Origin of the sequence: Paenibacillus sp. Soil766 (genome assembly GCF_001428105.1) — a bacterium.
Classification (GTDB): domain Bacteria; phylum Bacillota; class Bacilli; order Paenibacillales; family NBRC-103111; genus Paenibacillus_E.
Map to the genome: position 1 here is coordinate 71,546 of NZ_LMSJ01000060.1, position 15,751 is coordinate 87,296.

Here is a 15,751-nt window from a genome sequence, read left to right on the forward strand (position 1 = left end):
TACTTTATATTAATCTTGGTGAAAATGGAGAGTTTATGGAAGAACATAACATTAGATTTACTTCAGCGGAAATGGCAACGCTTTGGACCACCTATATAAATGAGTCGATGGCGAAATGTGTATTACGTTATTTTCTATGTAATGTCGAGGATGCAGAAATTAAATCCGTCATTGAATTAGCGTCAGAAAATTCTGATAAACATATTCATGAATTATCAAAACTCTTCATTTCTGAAGATTTCCCAATCCCCAAAGGGTTTACGGATGAAGACGTGAATATGAATGCCAAGCGATTATTTTCGGATAATTTTTCCTTGTATTACATCAAAAATATGACTAAGGTTGGCCTGACAACGTTTGGAGCAGCTTATTCCATGGTGTCACGTGCAGATGTAAGGACGTTTTTTAGCAATAGTATCATGCAAGCAATCACGCTGGATCAAAAAGTAACCGAAGTGTTACAAAAAAAAGGACTATATATACGTCCTCCGTATATATCCACACCCGATCGCATTGATTTTGTTAAAAACCAACATTTTCTCTCCGGTGGATTTTTCGGCTTTGGCGAGAAGCGGCCTCTGTTATCGATTGAAATTGCACAACTTTTCGCTAACATTCAAACAAATGCCTTGGGCAAAGCTTTAATGATGGGATTCAGCCAAGTTGTCCGGTCACAGGAAATTCGCCAGTATTTACTAACGGGTAAAGATATATCCTCTAAGCACATGAAAATATTTTCTGATCGCTGCATTAACGAAGACATTCCCGTTCCGATGTCTTGGGATACGGATGTCATGGATTCGATGGAGCCTCCTTTTTCCGATAAGCTAATTCTTTTCCATGTATCGTTATTAGTCGTAGCAGGCACAGCGAACTATGGAATTTCAGCAGCATCAAGCCCGAGAAAAGACATCGCCACAGATTACGTTAGGCTTGCAGCAGAAATCGCAACCTTCGCTGAAGACGGGGCTAAACTGATGATCGCAAATGGTTATTTGGAAGAACCCCCGCAAGCGCCTGACAGAAAAAAATTATCCAAAGTTTGAATGTGTGATCTCAACAAGAAGACGACCTTCAACCCGACAATAAGGGGGATATAGGTCGTCTTTTTATAAGTCTTCAATGGCCTCAATAAGAGAGAGTTTACCCGTTGGGTAGAACCATGTAGAACCTCCTTAATTGGATGGATATATCGATTGTTGATTGGATGGTTACATGACATTGATGAACTGATACTATGGTACTAAAAAACATAAAGGAGTGAAACATATGTCGTTATATGTTTATTACATTATATTTGCTGCTATTTTAATTACCGGGGCGGTAGCAACAATAGCAATCGGGCATTCCAATAAAAATAAAGAAGGTAACCCGGGATATGATCGCCAAACAAAAAGCATATTCGTTAATCTTACTCTTTATTACGCTGTTATCATCCCTTTAGGATTGTTAGCTTTGGTCGTTTATATTGTCAAATTTATTATGTAATAGGGTAATTTGAGACAAAGAACCTTAGTTCAGTAAGTCACTGTACTAAGGTTCTTTCTATTTCAAAAATAGCTTTACTTCAATAAAAAATGGTTCAAATAGAAAGTAACCTTGCCTTTTTATTTTCAATTTCACGGTCATCTTCACGGATGAGACGAGCGCCACCTATAGCGATGATCAATGGACTTGATACAAGCGCAGTACAAAGCAAAATAAAAGATATCAAAGCTGCCACTGGTCCATCTCCTTTCCAGAGTTTATAACAACAAGCGTAACACTAATAACTATCATAAAATTGAATAGGACGAATGTAACCAACCAATTAATCAATTTTTATGCCATCCACTAATACCGCGGTGAAATAGATTATTTTTCCTAGATAAGTGGTATTATAGATATAAATTTGTTTGGTTTGATATGAATATTCAAGGGGATTTTAAGATGTGGAAACCTGATCGTAATAGTAAAAAAGCACTTTACGAGCAAATTGCCGACCATCTCGAGCAAAGAATTTCATACGGGGAATTTCCTCCGGGAAGCTTGCTGCCCTCCGAGCGGAAACTTGCTGAGCAATTTGACGTAAACCGCAGCACTGTCATTTCGGCATTCGCAGAACTTCGATCCTTGGGGATTATCGAAAGCCGTACGGGTAGCGGAACTCGGGTAAGTACATCCAAATGGGGGGCCACTCCTAAACATACGCCAAACTGGAGTCGGTTTGCCGAAGGAGGAAGCTTTCTTCCTAACCTGCCCTTTTTGCGGAGGATCCGCGAAGCGCTAGCTCAAAATCCATCATTGATCGACTTTGCGAGCGGTGAACTATCGGCTGATCTAGCTCCCACTGATGAAATCGCTGCACTAATGAGTAAAAATGCATATACATCCTATCTGGGTTACGATAACCCTCAAGGCTCTAAGCCATTAAGAGAGGCTTTAGTAGATTATCTGAACAATTATCGAGGAATCCGGACAACAGAATCCTCCATTCTTATCACATCAGGCTCTCAGCAATCGCTATTTTTAATCACGCAATGTCTTCTGTCTCCAGGTGATGCAGTTGCAATTGAAGATCCATCCTACTGCTATTCGCTGCCAATGTTTCAATCAGCTGGTCTTCGCTTGTTCCGCCTACCAGTCGATAATCATGGCATACAGCCAGAAGATATTCGCACATTATACAAAAAACACCGTATTAAGATGGTGTTCTTGAATCCCAATTACCAGAACCCAACTGGAACGGTACTCAGTGATGAAAGGCGCAAACGCCTTCTTGATATTATTTGTGAGTTAGGAATTCCTGTAGTGGAAGATGATCCATACAGCTTAACATCTTATGAAGGCGTCCCTCCTTTGTCACTCAAATCCATGGATACGACGGGTTCGGTTCTATATATTGGCTCATTCTCCAAGATCGCTGCTTCTGGCTTACGGATCGGATGGATGGTAGCGCCTCGTTCCATTGTGGAACGGCTAGCCGATGCTAGACAACAGATGGATTTTGGATTAAGCATCATTCCGCAGCAGATAGCGGGGCAATTTCTACAGTCATCTTATTTTGCTCCTCATTTGGATCGATTGCGTATCCAGCTTCAATTTAAACGGGATTTACTTATCGAATCCTTAGAGAAGGAACTTTCAGGTCTAATCGAGTATGTGGCGCCAGTAGGAGGCATTCATTTTTGGTGCAAATTGATTCCGAATATTCCAGACAGTGTTTTATTGGAAGCATCCATTAAAAATGGAATCGTCATGGTACCCGGAAGTGTTTATGGTTCCGATTCGGGTTATGTGCGATTTACATTCGCAAGGGCGAAGCCGGAGGAGATTGCATTGGGGATATCCAGATTCGCTATGGCACTACGAGAGTTGATGATTTAGATGACTTCTTTTCTCTTATGCAAATGCACGTATAAAATAAGTCCAGTTATTGCACATAAGGCTGCACATAATCCAATAAAACCGTAGCCAGCTTGAAGTCCTCGAAGCAAGCTTGTGGGCGAATCCTCGCCAACCATGTGTTTGACGAGCCCTGTGATTCCCCCGATGAGATAATTGCCGATCACACTGCCTATTCCCATCAATGTTACCGTGAATGTGATAACCGTATCACTACCCTTCGGATATCTCTTGGCTATAAAAGCCATCACTGTCGGATAAATCATCGCAATGCCTATACCAGAAGCAGCAAACAGGAACGCGACACTCTCACCACCTAATATGGCAACTAACGTACATAATGCCGAAAACCCTGAGGAAATAATGAGGGATAAGACAAACCCTATCCGGTCTGTTAGTGGACCGAGAATTAGTCTGGCCAGCGCGAAGCATAAGAAAAAGATAGACAACATGCTAGAAGCATTGATGGTATCCCAGCTATACGCTTTTTCCAGAAAATTAACGAGCCAGCCGCCTACAGCCAATTCGGACACAACTCCAAACGTAAGCACCAGCACCATTAACCATAGTACCCGGTCTTTCAACAAGACTTTTAATGGAATACGGTCTTCGTGTGAAATATCATCCACTGGGAATGTACTGAACAATGCAATCAGAATCGGGATCACAGACAAGAGCAACACCACCAAATACATCCCGCGCCAATCCAGCGTGTGGCCAGCAATCGTCACCTTCATAAGGCCAGTTGCAATAAGTGGAGCGACAGTTGAACTTAAGCCATAAAAGCCATGCGTCATATTCATCATCATGCCCGTGTTTCTCACGAAAATCCGAGCGCTTAGAATAGCCAGGCCAATCTCCAACATCCCGTTGCCGATATACATCAGGAAATACGATGCCGAGAACAACATGTACAAATGGGAGAAATAAATGAGGATACCGGATACGGCCATAGAGGCGAACGCGGCAACAGTGACCCATTTGATCCCCCATTTCTTGGTCAAATACGCTGTAAAGGAACAGGCTATTAAATAACCCAGAGCATTCAAAGATAATAAAGTGCCGAGCTGGGATTCATTCAACATAAAGTCGAATTGAATACGTGGTATTGCCGGACCCTTTATATTTTCCGAGAACCCGAAGATGATAAATCCAATAAAAATGGTTGCCAGCTGCATGGCGTAAATTTTGTTGATCTTGCCTAAACTTTTCTTCATTCTTGGTGTACTCCTAACTTGTTATCTTTCTGGCATGAGTAATTTGGTCATTACAAAATCTATTTGTTCCTCATCTCCCATATAGAAAGAGTGGGATCCTGTTTGGACAAACCCCATTTTCTTATAAAAAGCAATAGCGTTCTCATTCTCTTCCCATACCCCGAGCCAAACTTTCTTCTTATCACGTTCCATTGCAGTTTCTACCGCTTTAGTTAGTAGATATTTGCCAAGTCCATGCCCTTGAAATTTGCTTTTTATATAAATCCGCTCAATCTCAAGTGAGTCATCGCCCATTTTTTCTTCAGATTGAGCATCATTGGTGTTGACCTTTAAATATCCAGCAACTTCATCATTTAAATAAACAAAAAAGAATTGCGAAAAGGGATCAGATAATTCCTTTTCTAGCTGTTTTAAGTTATATGCTCTTTCTAGATAGGCATTCAAACTTTCGGGTGAATTATGATCCTTAAATGTCTCCGTAAATGTTTCAACACTAATTTCTTGAAGTTTGCATAAATCGTCAAAGATACACTTTTGTATTTGTATTGTCATTCTACTATATCGCTCCTTTATGATAATCAATAATTCCTCTTGTTTCCCTTCTTTACGAACTCCCAGTCTTTAACAACATTTTTTCTTATTCGTTGAAGAAGCAAGAAAATGGTTTCTACTTCGCTTTCTGACAACCCGTCTAATGCAACACTATTCGAATAGTCATGTTCACTTTTTATAAAAGGGTACACATTTTCTCCTTTCTCTGTTGGAAAGAGCTTTTTAATTTTTTTATTCAGTATGTCATCTCTCTTTACAATAAACCCATTCATTTCGAGTTTTTGAATTGCACGAGCTGCAGTTGTACGATCTACCTTTATCATTTCAGCTAACTTTTCTTGAATAATCCCTGGGCTTTCACAGATCCGTACAAGGTACAGAAACTGACCTTTTGTAAGGTCATACTCTTTAAATTCGATATTACTTATTGAATCTAATGCCCTAGCGATCATTCCAATCTCACGAAGGATTTCCTTCATAATTAAGCTCCTTAAATAATTTATTATATTGCAAATTCAACATAATCAGTAGAACTATTCTAGCCTTATTATATTGCATTTGCAACATAAATATTGCAGAAAAGCCCCTATAAAGGGGCGTGGTGGCTAAAAAAGTTAGTTTCTGTTCAGGAAGATAGAATCTGAACACCGTAAGGATTCAGGGTAACATTATTTTCAATCGTACTTCCATCAAATAGCGATACAACTGGCTTTCTCAAATTGACCGTAACCTGCTTATCTGAATAATTCAATAAGAAAATATACGCCTTCTCTTGTGAGTATCGAATACCCAGCTCAACTTCGGAAGGGATATCCATATACTCAGCTACGGGAGATTTCAGACCAATTTCATCCAAAATAGCATCCACCACAGGCTCGTTGTAAGCGGCTCCGTAATACCATACCTGTCCCTGACCAACCGTTCGCCTTGATAATGCAGGCATACCCATGTAGTACTCGGAGGCGTATTCAGCCATAATATCTACATCGGCTTTTGCAGCATGAAGAATCTCATTAAAGCCGACTGCTATCGTTCCCGAAGGCAAGTGGCTGCCTTTCCAGCTCAATTCAGCAGGCAATACATTCCCTTTGATTAATGTAAAATCATCAATCTTAATCCCGCATAGTTCAGCAACTACTCCCGGGAATGGCCGCATATAACAATGACCGCTTGGATTCTTATATCCGGTACGCGCACCGAAGAATAGCATACCTCCTTGTTCAACGAAATCTTGAAGGAGTGCTGCAGTTTCATCTGTCATGATCGCGGGATGCGGATAGACGATTGCTTTGTATTTCCTTAGATCTTCGAGAACAGTTCTTGGTCGCAATGTAATCATATCTGTTGGCAGATGACGATATTGCAGCTGCTTATACCACGAACGCACACTCTGGTTATTGAGCGGACCGTGCCACTGATCCAGTTCTCCATCCCAACTGTTATCATAATCCTGCATGATGGCAATCTCTGCTCGATAGGTCGTCCCAACAATGAGCTCACCAATTTTTGCAAACTCTTCACCTATCTGGGCTACCTCTCTCACTCTGCGATTCGGTTCGTTATGGTAATCGTTAATGCCATGCCAATACAATTCAGTCCCCATCGTTGCCGTTCGCCAGCGGAAATAGACAAGAAGGTCCGTGCCGTGAAGTACAGATTGATAAGACCATAGGCGGATTTGCCCCGGCCTAGGCGTCCCCATTGCCTTACCATCCACCCAACCCCCAGGACCAGATTGCTGCTCCATCACACAGAAATTCGGCGACATCGAACGGACGTTGGATAACTTCATACTCCAAGCGCGATCATGGAGCGGATTTTCATCATCGCCAACACGAATCGTTGCAAACTGCGGATAAGAATCATACGAAAAGAAATCCAATAGCTTATCCGTCATTTCGTGATTATCAATATGACCGAACGTGCCGTTCGTCGTGACCCAATGATGCGGATCTAGTTCCCTGATGATATCCGCTTGCAGCTTGGCAAATGAAATGGTGATGTCCGAAATAAATCTTTTCTCATCTAAAGCCAAATGTGGATTCGGCGACATCCCTACCATTGTTCGCGTGAGATAAACCTGCTCCCATTCGGTATAGGTCTGGCTCCAGAACACGGTGCCCCAAGCTTTGTTCAGGTTCTCTAACGTCCCATAACGAACTTGGAGCCATTCTCGAAACGCTATATGATCAGTCTCTGCATAAAAGACATCCATCTGACAATTGAGTTCATTATCAATCTGCCAACCAATCAGCGTGGGATGATTGCGATATGCTTCCACCATTTTGCTAACGATACGTTCACACAGCTCTCTGTACTTCGGACTTGAATAATTCGTATGACGTCGCATGCCGTGCCTATATATAACACCATCCACATTCGCATTCAATACTTCTGGATACTTATATGTAAGCCATGCTGGAGGTGTTGCCGTGGGAGTTCCCAAGATCACTTTCAAACCATAATGATGCGCAAGATCCATCACACGCCCAAAGAAACTAAAATCGAAACAGCCTTCCTGCGGCTCTAAAATCGTCCAAGCAAACTCGGCTAACCGAATGACTGTAATATTCATCTCTTTCATTCTTCTAAAATCTTCTGACCACAGCTCTTCCGTCCAATGCTCCGGATAGTAACAAACACCTAACCGCAATTTATCCATTTGAATGGATTTTGCCATTACCTTTGTCCTCCTAAAGCAAAGACGCTCTTCAACCGAACAGGTCCGATAAGTCCGCTTGGTTCCTGCTGCGCAAAGGCCGACAAATAGTCGCGCTGATCCTTCACAAGGGTATTCGTCACTTCAATGACAAGCTTGTTGTTGCCCTTCTTGATCAATCCATTAATCTCCAAGTGGTATGGCGGACAAATACACACTCCTGCTTGCTCGTCGTTTAACCATACTTCTGCCGTTTCATAAACCTCACCCAAATCTAACAAAACGCTGTTCGCCGATTCGCCCCATTCAAACTCCGTTTCAAAACGAAATGTTCCCGAAAAACGTGGTAAATAATCAGGCCCACTCATGTTCGTTAATGCCGTTAATTTTCCCCATTCCTTAAAATGAGGGTAATGCTCCGCTTCAGCGGTAGAAACTGTCCATTCGCCTTTTAGCTCAATTTCCGATGAAATGGCGTAACGCGGCGTAACGGAATAACCCTCAAGATCGGCACCATGAAGCAGGATGATGGATTCGTATGGAGAAAGGTCTAGCTGAACCATTTTTGCCCCGTTCTCTGTGATTACATTCACACTAACCAAACGATTCAGGAAAGCATCGTAGGCAATGAGATCACCTTGGACGGGTATCTCCACTTTCGTCTGAATAGATTGATTCGGGTGTTCGTTAAAGAACATAAACACATCCATATTTTCGTGGAGATAGTGATAGTTACGAAGATACGGCTGGTATTGGTCAACTTTAATCTCGTAATGTCCGTCTGCAACAAGATCTTGCGCCAGCATATCTAAAGAAGTAAGCTTTACATTCCGATGAGCGGCAAGATGATACAGTTCCTCAGTAACATCACTGCCCTCGCTCGAGCGTATTGGCAGTCCATCGACAAAGCGAATCATGAGTCCCTGTTCGGCAAACTCTGCCAAACGCCGAATCATCGCCGCCGGGAGTGCTTCGGCATAAGGCACGATAAGGCATGCAAAATCCTCGTTATGGACATGCAGTTTGTTCTCCTTCACGCTTGCTGCATCGAGAAGTATATCGATAGGCAGGATATCGCAATCAATCTGATGCTGCATCAATTGCTTCACGGGCTTCTGAAAAAGCATCGCTTCCCCTGACCATTCCGCTTCCGCATGATACACGACGGCCGCAGTGGCTATATGCCTCCCACCTGAAATCAGGTGACTAATCCGATTCATGTAATGATTTAAATGTTTGTAATAACGAAATTGCGGATTTTTCCCATTCGCATATAGATGCGGCGGACAATCCGGATCTGGAAAAGCCTTTTGCGTAAAGGCATGAGGGACAAAATAGTTAACTCCGCGCACGAGCATATGGTCTGTGATCCATTTCATCAACTTCAAGCCTTCTGCCCAGCCGTATGCCCCGTATACCTCGCACATCGTCCTGCCTTGCTTTTTGGGATCGATGTGTCCAAGCGACACACCGAGTTTGGTGAGACCATAGTGAAAAAATTCACCATCTGCAATTCCGGTCGCATTGCGGAAATTCAGCTCATCGAAACCGGGGATGATCTGCCACAATACCACATCGATACCGGACATGTCTTGTCCCCAAAGTGAACGGAAGAAGTGTCCCGCCCCGGAGCCAAGCCTAGCATGAACGTTGCCGTCTTCAAGTACGTGCCCGATATATTCGATCCCGCGGGCCCTACACCATTCCCCGATCTGGTCACAGAAATTCTCCGCGTATAACTTGCTAACAATATTCATATAGGCGTACCGCACCACATTCGATTGTTCTCCAGCATCATGCCAGAGGAGATGTAGGTGCTTTCGGTAATCCTCACCTAAAGCTTGTTCAAGTAAAGCCGGCATGTCGCTGCTCCAAGGGAGCACAACCCCTTGTTTCCCAGGTTTTGATTGAAAGTCAAAGGTCGTCTTATCATTGTAAAATCCGGGTTCATCCGAAAAGAAGCCTGCAAGAGTCTTTCCAAAGTCATCCTTGTAGTGCTCATATACAGCCTCATATACCGTATCAATGAGAATTCGAACAGAATCCCGAACGATCGGATTTAAATAATCTTCCTGCTGAAGGCTGCCGCCATCCTTATTCTCCGAAATAATAAACACTCGCCAATATCCTTCAGGGATATCCCAATAAAGGATGCCATCCTGCACAAGTTCAGTAATATCTATGCAGTCACTTGTTAATGTTCCGTTCTCCAAGTCGCGACGAACTGCGACAACAGAAATCAACTTATTTTTCCCACTCGCGTAGTCAAGATTAGAGTAAGTTGGCCGAAGCCCACTCAGTAGCAAGGTATCCAAGAGGAAAGATGATCCCTTAGCAGGACCGATAGTATCGATGAAACGCTCGCCTAAAAACTTGCGATGAAGCTCCTCAGGGGCATCCTTCACCTTGCCTGCCGCATGTCCCGTTGGAAAATGATCGTCATCAAGTATCCATACCTTCATGCCGCGGTTGCGGGCCTCATCCATAATAATGTCGATATCCGTCCACCACTTTGGTCCTAGAAAATCCGGATGAGGACGAGCTTCTATACATACAGCTCCGATGCCTGATTCATGCACACGGGCAATTTCTTCACGTATCATGTCTTCTTCCTCACCATGCTGCCAGAGAAAAGGAAGAATGTAATTGTTCTCTTGGCCTTCAAGTACTGCTTTCAAACGATTACTCATTGTAAAATCCCCTTTTTAACAAGATCCGCCCGACTTCCATAAGAAGCCGAGCGGATCGCGTCATTCCCTATTATTTTTTCACTTTTGCATACCATTCTCTAGAACGTTTCGTAACCTCTTCGCCACCCGATTTGTTCCATTTGTCTACAAACTCATCGAATTTGCTAAGCGGATATTGCCCTAGGATAATCTTCGTAGCATATTCGATAAACAACGTACGGTTGTTAATGTCTGGGAAACCATCGTACACGGTTGCTGGCATACCATCACCAGCAATCGTTTTCGCATACTTTTGTGCTTCTTGCATATTTCTGTTCGTTTGATCAACAGCCCACATTCTATCTTGTGACGCCGTGCTTTTGTTGAGTTCAGTCATGAAGTCAAGTGTGGACAATTTGGAATATGGATCAAGGATTAGGTTCTCTTGTGTGCTTTTATCATCCGGAAGTTTAACAGCTTTGCCGTCTTTCATTGAGTAGTGCATGCCTTCAACGCCAAGGAATAGCGAGTTCCAAACCTTCTTGTCATACATATTATTCAGCAATTTCAATGTAGCCATCAACTTCTTTTGATCCTTGGTGTTCTTGACAACCCATTGTGGTTCTAAGAATCTCTTCCACGTGTAGAATCCTTTGTATCCTTGAACTTCTGGTACAGGGAGGACAGCAAAGTCAGGTTTCACACCCGTATTTTTAAATGTATTTTCCATGTATAAATAGCTTGTTTCTGCCCAGTGGAAGAAGTTTCCGGCTCTTCCGTCATTTACTTTTCCGTCCCACTTCGCCTTGTCGTTAAGGAGCGATTCCTTATCAAGCAGTCCGTCTTTATACAACTTAGCAGCAAATTCCAAAGCGGCTTTCATGTTCGGTGTTACTGCAGCATAGGTCAGTTTGCCATCGTACAGATCCCATTGCGGATATCCTTCAAACATAGCCACGCCATACATCGCGAACAAATGATCCATCCAGCGTGCTTCTTGACGGCCACCTGTTGGAAGCTCATCCTTCTGTCCGTTACCGTTAGGATCCTTGTCCCGGAAAGCTTCTAGTACCTTTACGTACTCGTCTTGCGTTTTCGGCATCTGTAATCCCAATTTATCAAGCCAATCTTTGCGAATCATTCCTGCATATCTTCCATAGTCAACTACGCCTGGGATATAAAATATTTTCCCTTGACCCGTAGGGTCATTCGCTTTGACGATATCCCAAATATCTTTCGGGATGGCATTCCAAAGGTTCGGAGCATATTTAGGCAATAGCTCAGTAAGATCGGCAATCGCACCATTTTTAGCAAGGCTATTTTCAATGCCTTCTTTTGGCAAGAATAGATCTGGTACTTCGCCTGCAGCGATTTTCAGGTTCAACTGATTCAAGTAGTTGGTACCGCCGTTCCACTCTATATAGGGATGAATAACGCCTACACCAAGCTTTTCCTTATATAATTCATACAGCTTGCTTCCTTTAGTAATCGGTTTGTAACCGATGTTGGTACCCCACACTTCAATATCAACAACTTCACTGCCATTCGCATCTTGAACCTGTGCAGAAGGTGCAGTAGTACCTTGGGAAGATTCTTTGTTTGCACTACTACAGCCAGTCACAGCTGTAATCGCAAGGAGACATGTCGCAGATACCAACCCTAACTTTTTAAAACCCATGTTTTAATCCCCCTATGAATTGAAATAATATGTTTAAGGCAAGTGCCTAGAAACCAGAAGATCTTCTTACCCTTTTACCGAGCCAATCATAGCTCCTTTGACAAAGTATTTCTGAAGGAACGGATACACCATGACAATTGGAATAATGGCAAAAATGACAGTTACCGCTCTTAAAGTTCGCTCGTTATAATTCAAGTCAGCTGTTGAAGCGGCCCCCACCATAATCACGTTATCATCTGTGATGAACTGGCGAATCTTAATTTGCAGCGGGAACCAGTTCGGATCTTGCAAGAAAAAGAGAGGATGCTGGAATTGGTTCCACAGCACAACACCGTAAAAGAGTGCCAGTGTCGCCAGTACTGCTTTGGACAGCGGAAGTACGAATTGAAACAGCATTCGGAAATATCCGCATCCTTCGATAAATGCCGCTTCCTCTAACTCTTTCGAAAACTGCTTAAAAAAAGATCTCATGATGATCAGATTGAACGGATTCAGAATGTGCGGCACGATGAGCACCAATGGGTTATTATAAAGCCCGACACCTCGAACCGTTAAGAAGTAAGGGATTAGCGGTGCTTTAAAGATCATCGCGATGACCACGCCGACCATAATGACAGGGCCCCAACGGAATTCCCTTTTCGACAGTGGATATGCAAGTAAAGCAGTCATTAACAAAGCAAGCCCCGTGCCTATTACCGTCGAAACGAGCGTTAGGAAAAACGATTTCCACAAGTCGGGACGGTCAATCATTTGCCCCCACGAGTCCAACGTAAATTGCTTAGGCCAGATGGTGACCAGATTCATATCGACAGCACTTTTCGAACTTAACGATGTGGAAATCACAGACAACAGCGGCACCAATGCCATGACGGACAACAAGATGAGAAAGATCGTAATGGTTGATACGAATATTTTTTCCCCACGCGATTCAAACATATCTACCAGAGCCCCCCATCCGAAACTTTCTTCGATAGTTTATTGAAGATAAACACCAAAGTGAAACCGATCACGGACTGGAACAAGCCTACCGCCGTTGCAAAACTATACTGTGCCTGCTGAATCCCTGTTCTGAACACATACGTATCGAGGATATCTCCAACGTTGTAAGTCATCGGAGTTAGCATGTTAAAGACTTGATCGAATCCTAGATCCAAGAAGTTACCGATTTCAAGCAAGAATAGGATTAGCACTGTAGGCAGTAGAAGCGGAAAGGTAATATGACGAATTTGCCTAAATTTCGATGCGCCATCCATCATGGCCGATTCATAGAGCTGCGGGTCGATCGCACTGATGGCAGCCATATACACCACCGTTCCCCAACCAGCGTCTCTCCAAATCGATGAGATCACATAAATAGGTCGGAAGTACGCGCTCTCCTGCATCGCTAGCACAGGTTCATGACCAAACCATCCAATGACGATGTTGAACAATCCGCTGATCGAAAAGAAATCGAAAATAATACCAGCCACGATAACCCATGACAAAAAGTGCGGAATGTACAGCGCGGTTTGAATCCCTTTTTTTAGTGCTGATTTTCGAATTTCGTTCATCATAAGTGCCAGCAGAACAGCAACTGGAAAAACTAAAACGATTTTCAAAAGTCCCAAAATCATTGTGTTGCTGAACACCCTGACGAAATCAGGATGATGAATTAATGTCTTAAAATGCTTGAGACCTACCCAAGGACTATCGATGAATCCTTTGAATACCGAGTAGTCTTTGAAGGCGATTACAGCGCCGGCCAATGGGATGTATTTAAAAATAACGAGAAAAATAATTCCCGGAATCGCCATGACGTACAAGGGCCAATACACCTTCATTCGATTTATTGAAGCTACTTTCACTGTGTTCCCTCCCCCGTATCCTCTTGTTGATATCGCTTACATATATAATCATACCGTCAGGGGGAACATCCCTCAATTGGGCAAATCCAAGTAAAAACAAGGTCATTTCTTAGAATTTGAAAAACCACTCCTGGTCGGAGTGGCGAAATACATTACGCATTTGGTGTATTCTTTCTATACTCCCTTGGTTTGCATCCAGTTAATTTCTCAAATAATCTAGCAAAGTGCTGCGTATCCGAATATCCGACCATCTCGCAGATCTCGTACACTTTTAAATCGGTGCTCTGAAGGAGTTCTTTGGCTTTGTTGATGCGGATCTGAGTCAAAAAATTCACATACGTTTCGCCCGTCTTTTGTTTGAAAAACTGACTTAAATACAGGGGACTGATAAAAAAACGAGCAGCTAGATCCGCAATTCTGATCGGTTCATTGTAATTTTTTACTAGATAATCCTTAATTTCTGTTATAATGTCTTTCTTCTTGGGGATATTATGCTCCAGTTTGAACGTAATAATTCTTCGTATGACTTTAAGCGTCCATTCTTCAAGGTGCTCTAACGTCCGGGTCCGTGAAATGCCTTCTAGTGACAGAATATGACGGCCCAAGAAATCGTTCTGCTGCAGCTGTTGAAAGGGCATATTCCGAACGGATGATAAAAGTATGTTTAAACACTGAGACTGATGATCTGCCGCTCTCATGTTCTTTTCTGCTTCCATCCCTCTGAAGATCTCTCGAATGGTTTCTACGCACCCTGGCTCATCCATATTGTCGAGCCCATTTTCCAGCTTAGCTATCAGCTCTGTAGGGACAGAATGACTCGGTCCTGTCAGGTTGATGATCTCCGGAAACGGAATCACGGCGTCGGTTCCTTTGATGAATTTGTAGCTTAATGCATAACACGCTTCTTCAAACGACTGACTGACTCCGACAGCACTCCTCTGTACCGTTCCGATTCCCACGGTCGTAGACAGATTCAGTTCAAGGTGTACTTCCTCCTTCAAAAGGTAGCTCGCGCGGACTAGATCCTCATACTTAATAGACCCACCATGGGCTATCACTACAGCCACTTGAGATCCCGCATAGCGAAAACGAAACACGCCCTGGTATTTTTTAAAGGCACGATCTATTTGGTCAAATACGGCATGTAGTCCAAGTTCCTTAATCGCATTAGTGCTTCCGTCTAACTCAAGAAGGGCACACACGAAAGAAGCATTCTCTGTTGGAATCTGTGCAGTCTGAAGAAGCTCTTCCAAGAAATCTGAATTATCGCTTCCGAGATCAAGCACATCTCGCCAGGCTTTCTCTTGCTTACGGGTAAGTACCTCTTGCTTCAACTCATTCATTTCTTGAAGCTTTGTTCTTTCTAAGCGAATCTTCTCCATGACCTGACCTACGCTTTCACGCAGTTGCTCTACTTCAACTGGTTTGTTGATGTAGAAATGTACGCCTAACTGCATGCCTCTTCGTGCGTATTCGAAATCGGTATATCCGCTTAAGAGTATGAATTTCGTCGAAATCCCCTCGTCATTCAGCATCTTGATCATATCAAGACCATCTGCTTGAGGCATTCGGATATCCGTAATGACCAAGTCTGGTTGAAGGGTTTGAATTAATTGGAAGCCTTCCAAGCCATTGTAGGCTGTACCGATAACCTCGCATTCCGGAATATAGCGGTTTATCATTCTTTTGAGACCGTCCACAATACCTTTTTCGTCGTCCACTAAGATCAGCTTCATTCCCCATGCCTC

At 43.1% G+C, this 15,751-nt stretch carries 13 protein-coding genes; 3 read left to right on the forward strand and 10 right to left on the reverse strand.

Annotation, left to right across the window (positions count from 1 at the left end):
- Positions 1-35: 35 nt before the first annotated feature.
- Together ASG89_RS34255 and ASG89_RS34260 are read left to right on the forward strand one after the other, a co-directional pair.
- Positions 36-1,046: a DUF3231 family protein gene (locus ASG89_RS34255; RefSeq protein ID WP_057315816.1), complete on the forward strand. Its 1,011-nt coding sequence runs from the start codon at positions 36-38 to the stop codon at positions 1,044-1,046.
- A gap of 223 nt (positions 1,047-1,269) precedes the next feature.
- Positions 1,270-1,488: a hypothetical protein gene (locus ASG89_RS34260; protein ID WP_057315817.1), complete on the forward strand. Its 219-nt coding sequence runs from the start codon at positions 1,270-1,272 to the stop codon at positions 1,486-1,488.
- Positions 1,489-1,582: 94 nt separating this feature from the next.
- On the opposite strand, the gene ASG89_RS36930 is transcribed toward ASG89_RS34260, so the two are convergent.
- Positions 1,583-1,723: a hypothetical protein gene (locus ASG89_RS36930; RefSeq protein ID WP_157276917.1), complete on the reverse strand. Its 141-nt coding sequence runs from the start codon at positions 1,721-1,723 to the stop codon at positions 1,583-1,585.
- Positions 1,724-1,929: 206 nt separating this feature from the next.
- Between ASG89_RS36930 and ASG89_RS34265 the strand changes: the two genes are divergently transcribed.
- A complete protein-coding gene (locus ASG89_RS34265) occupies positions 1,930-3,366 on the forward strand; it encodes a PLP-dependent aminotransferase family protein (RefSeq protein WP_057315818.1) in 1,437 nt (478 codons plus the stop codon).
- On the opposite strand, the gene ASG89_RS34270 is transcribed toward ASG89_RS34265, so the two are convergent.
- The 9 genes from ASG89_RS34270 to ASG89_RS34310 all read right to left on the reverse strand — a co-directional run bounded on the left by ASG89_RS34270 (position 3,363) and on the right by ASG89_RS34310 (position 15,739).
- Positions 3,363-4,601: an MFS transporter gene (locus ASG89_RS34270; RefSeq protein WP_057315819.1), complete on the reverse strand. Its 1,239-nt coding sequence runs from the start codon at positions 4,599-4,601 to the stop codon at positions 3,363-3,365. The two genes, ASG89_RS34265 and ASG89_RS34270, sit on opposite strands and share 4 nt — an antisense overlap.
- 21 nt (positions 4,602-4,622) lie before the next feature.
- Positions 4,623-5,153, reverse strand: a complete 531-nt coding sequence (locus ASG89_RS34275) for a GNAT family N-acetyltransferase (protein ID WP_057315820.1) — start codon at positions 5,151-5,153, stop codon at positions 4,623-4,625.
- 26 nt (positions 5,154-5,179) lie between these two features.
- Entirely contained in the window at positions 5,180-5,632 is a 453-nt protein-coding gene (locus ASG89_RS34280; RefSeq protein WP_057315821.1) for a MarR family winged helix-turn-helix transcriptional regulator, read from the reverse strand.
- Positions 5,633-5,778: 146 nt separating this feature from the next.
- Complete coding sequence (locus tag ASG89_RS34285) at positions 5,779-7,833, reverse strand: beta-galactosidase (protein ID WP_057315822.1); 2,055 nt, start codon at positions 7,831-7,833, stop codon at positions 5,779-5,781.
- The gene (locus ASG89_RS34290) at positions 7,833-10,502 is read right to left on the reverse strand and encodes a glycosylhydrolase-like jelly roll fold domain-containing protein (protein WP_057315823.1); all 2,670 of its coding nucleotides are present in this window, start codon (positions 10,500-10,502) and stop codon (positions 7,833-7,835) included. The genes ASG89_RS34285 and ASG89_RS34290 overlap by 1 nt, the downstream gene beginning before the upstream one ends.
- Positions 10,503-10,572: 70 nt before the next feature.
- On the reverse strand, positions 10,573-12,159 hold the full coding sequence (locus ASG89_RS34295) for an extracellular solute-binding protein (protein WP_057315824.1): 1,587 nt from the start codon (positions 12,157-12,159) through the stop codon (positions 10,573-10,575).
- 66 nt (positions 12,160-12,225) lie between these two features.
- Positions 12,226-13,095, reverse strand: coding sequence for a carbohydrate ABC transporter permease (locus tag ASG89_RS34300; protein WP_057315825.1), 870 nt, complete (start codon positions 13,093-13,095; stop codon positions 12,226-12,228).
- 2 nt (positions 13,096-13,097) lie between these two features.
- On the reverse strand, positions 13,098-14,003 hold the full coding sequence (locus ASG89_RS34305; protein WP_057315826.1) for an ABC transporter permease: 906 nt from the start codon (positions 14,001-14,003) through the stop codon (positions 13,098-13,100).
- Between the two features lie 152 nt (positions 14,004-14,155).
- The gene (locus tag ASG89_RS34310) at positions 14,156-15,739 is read right to left on the reverse strand and encodes a response regulator (protein ID WP_057315827.1); all 1,584 of its coding nucleotides are present in this window, start codon (positions 15,737-15,739) and stop codon (positions 14,156-14,158) included.
- Positions 15,740-15,751: the final 12 nt, after the last annotated feature.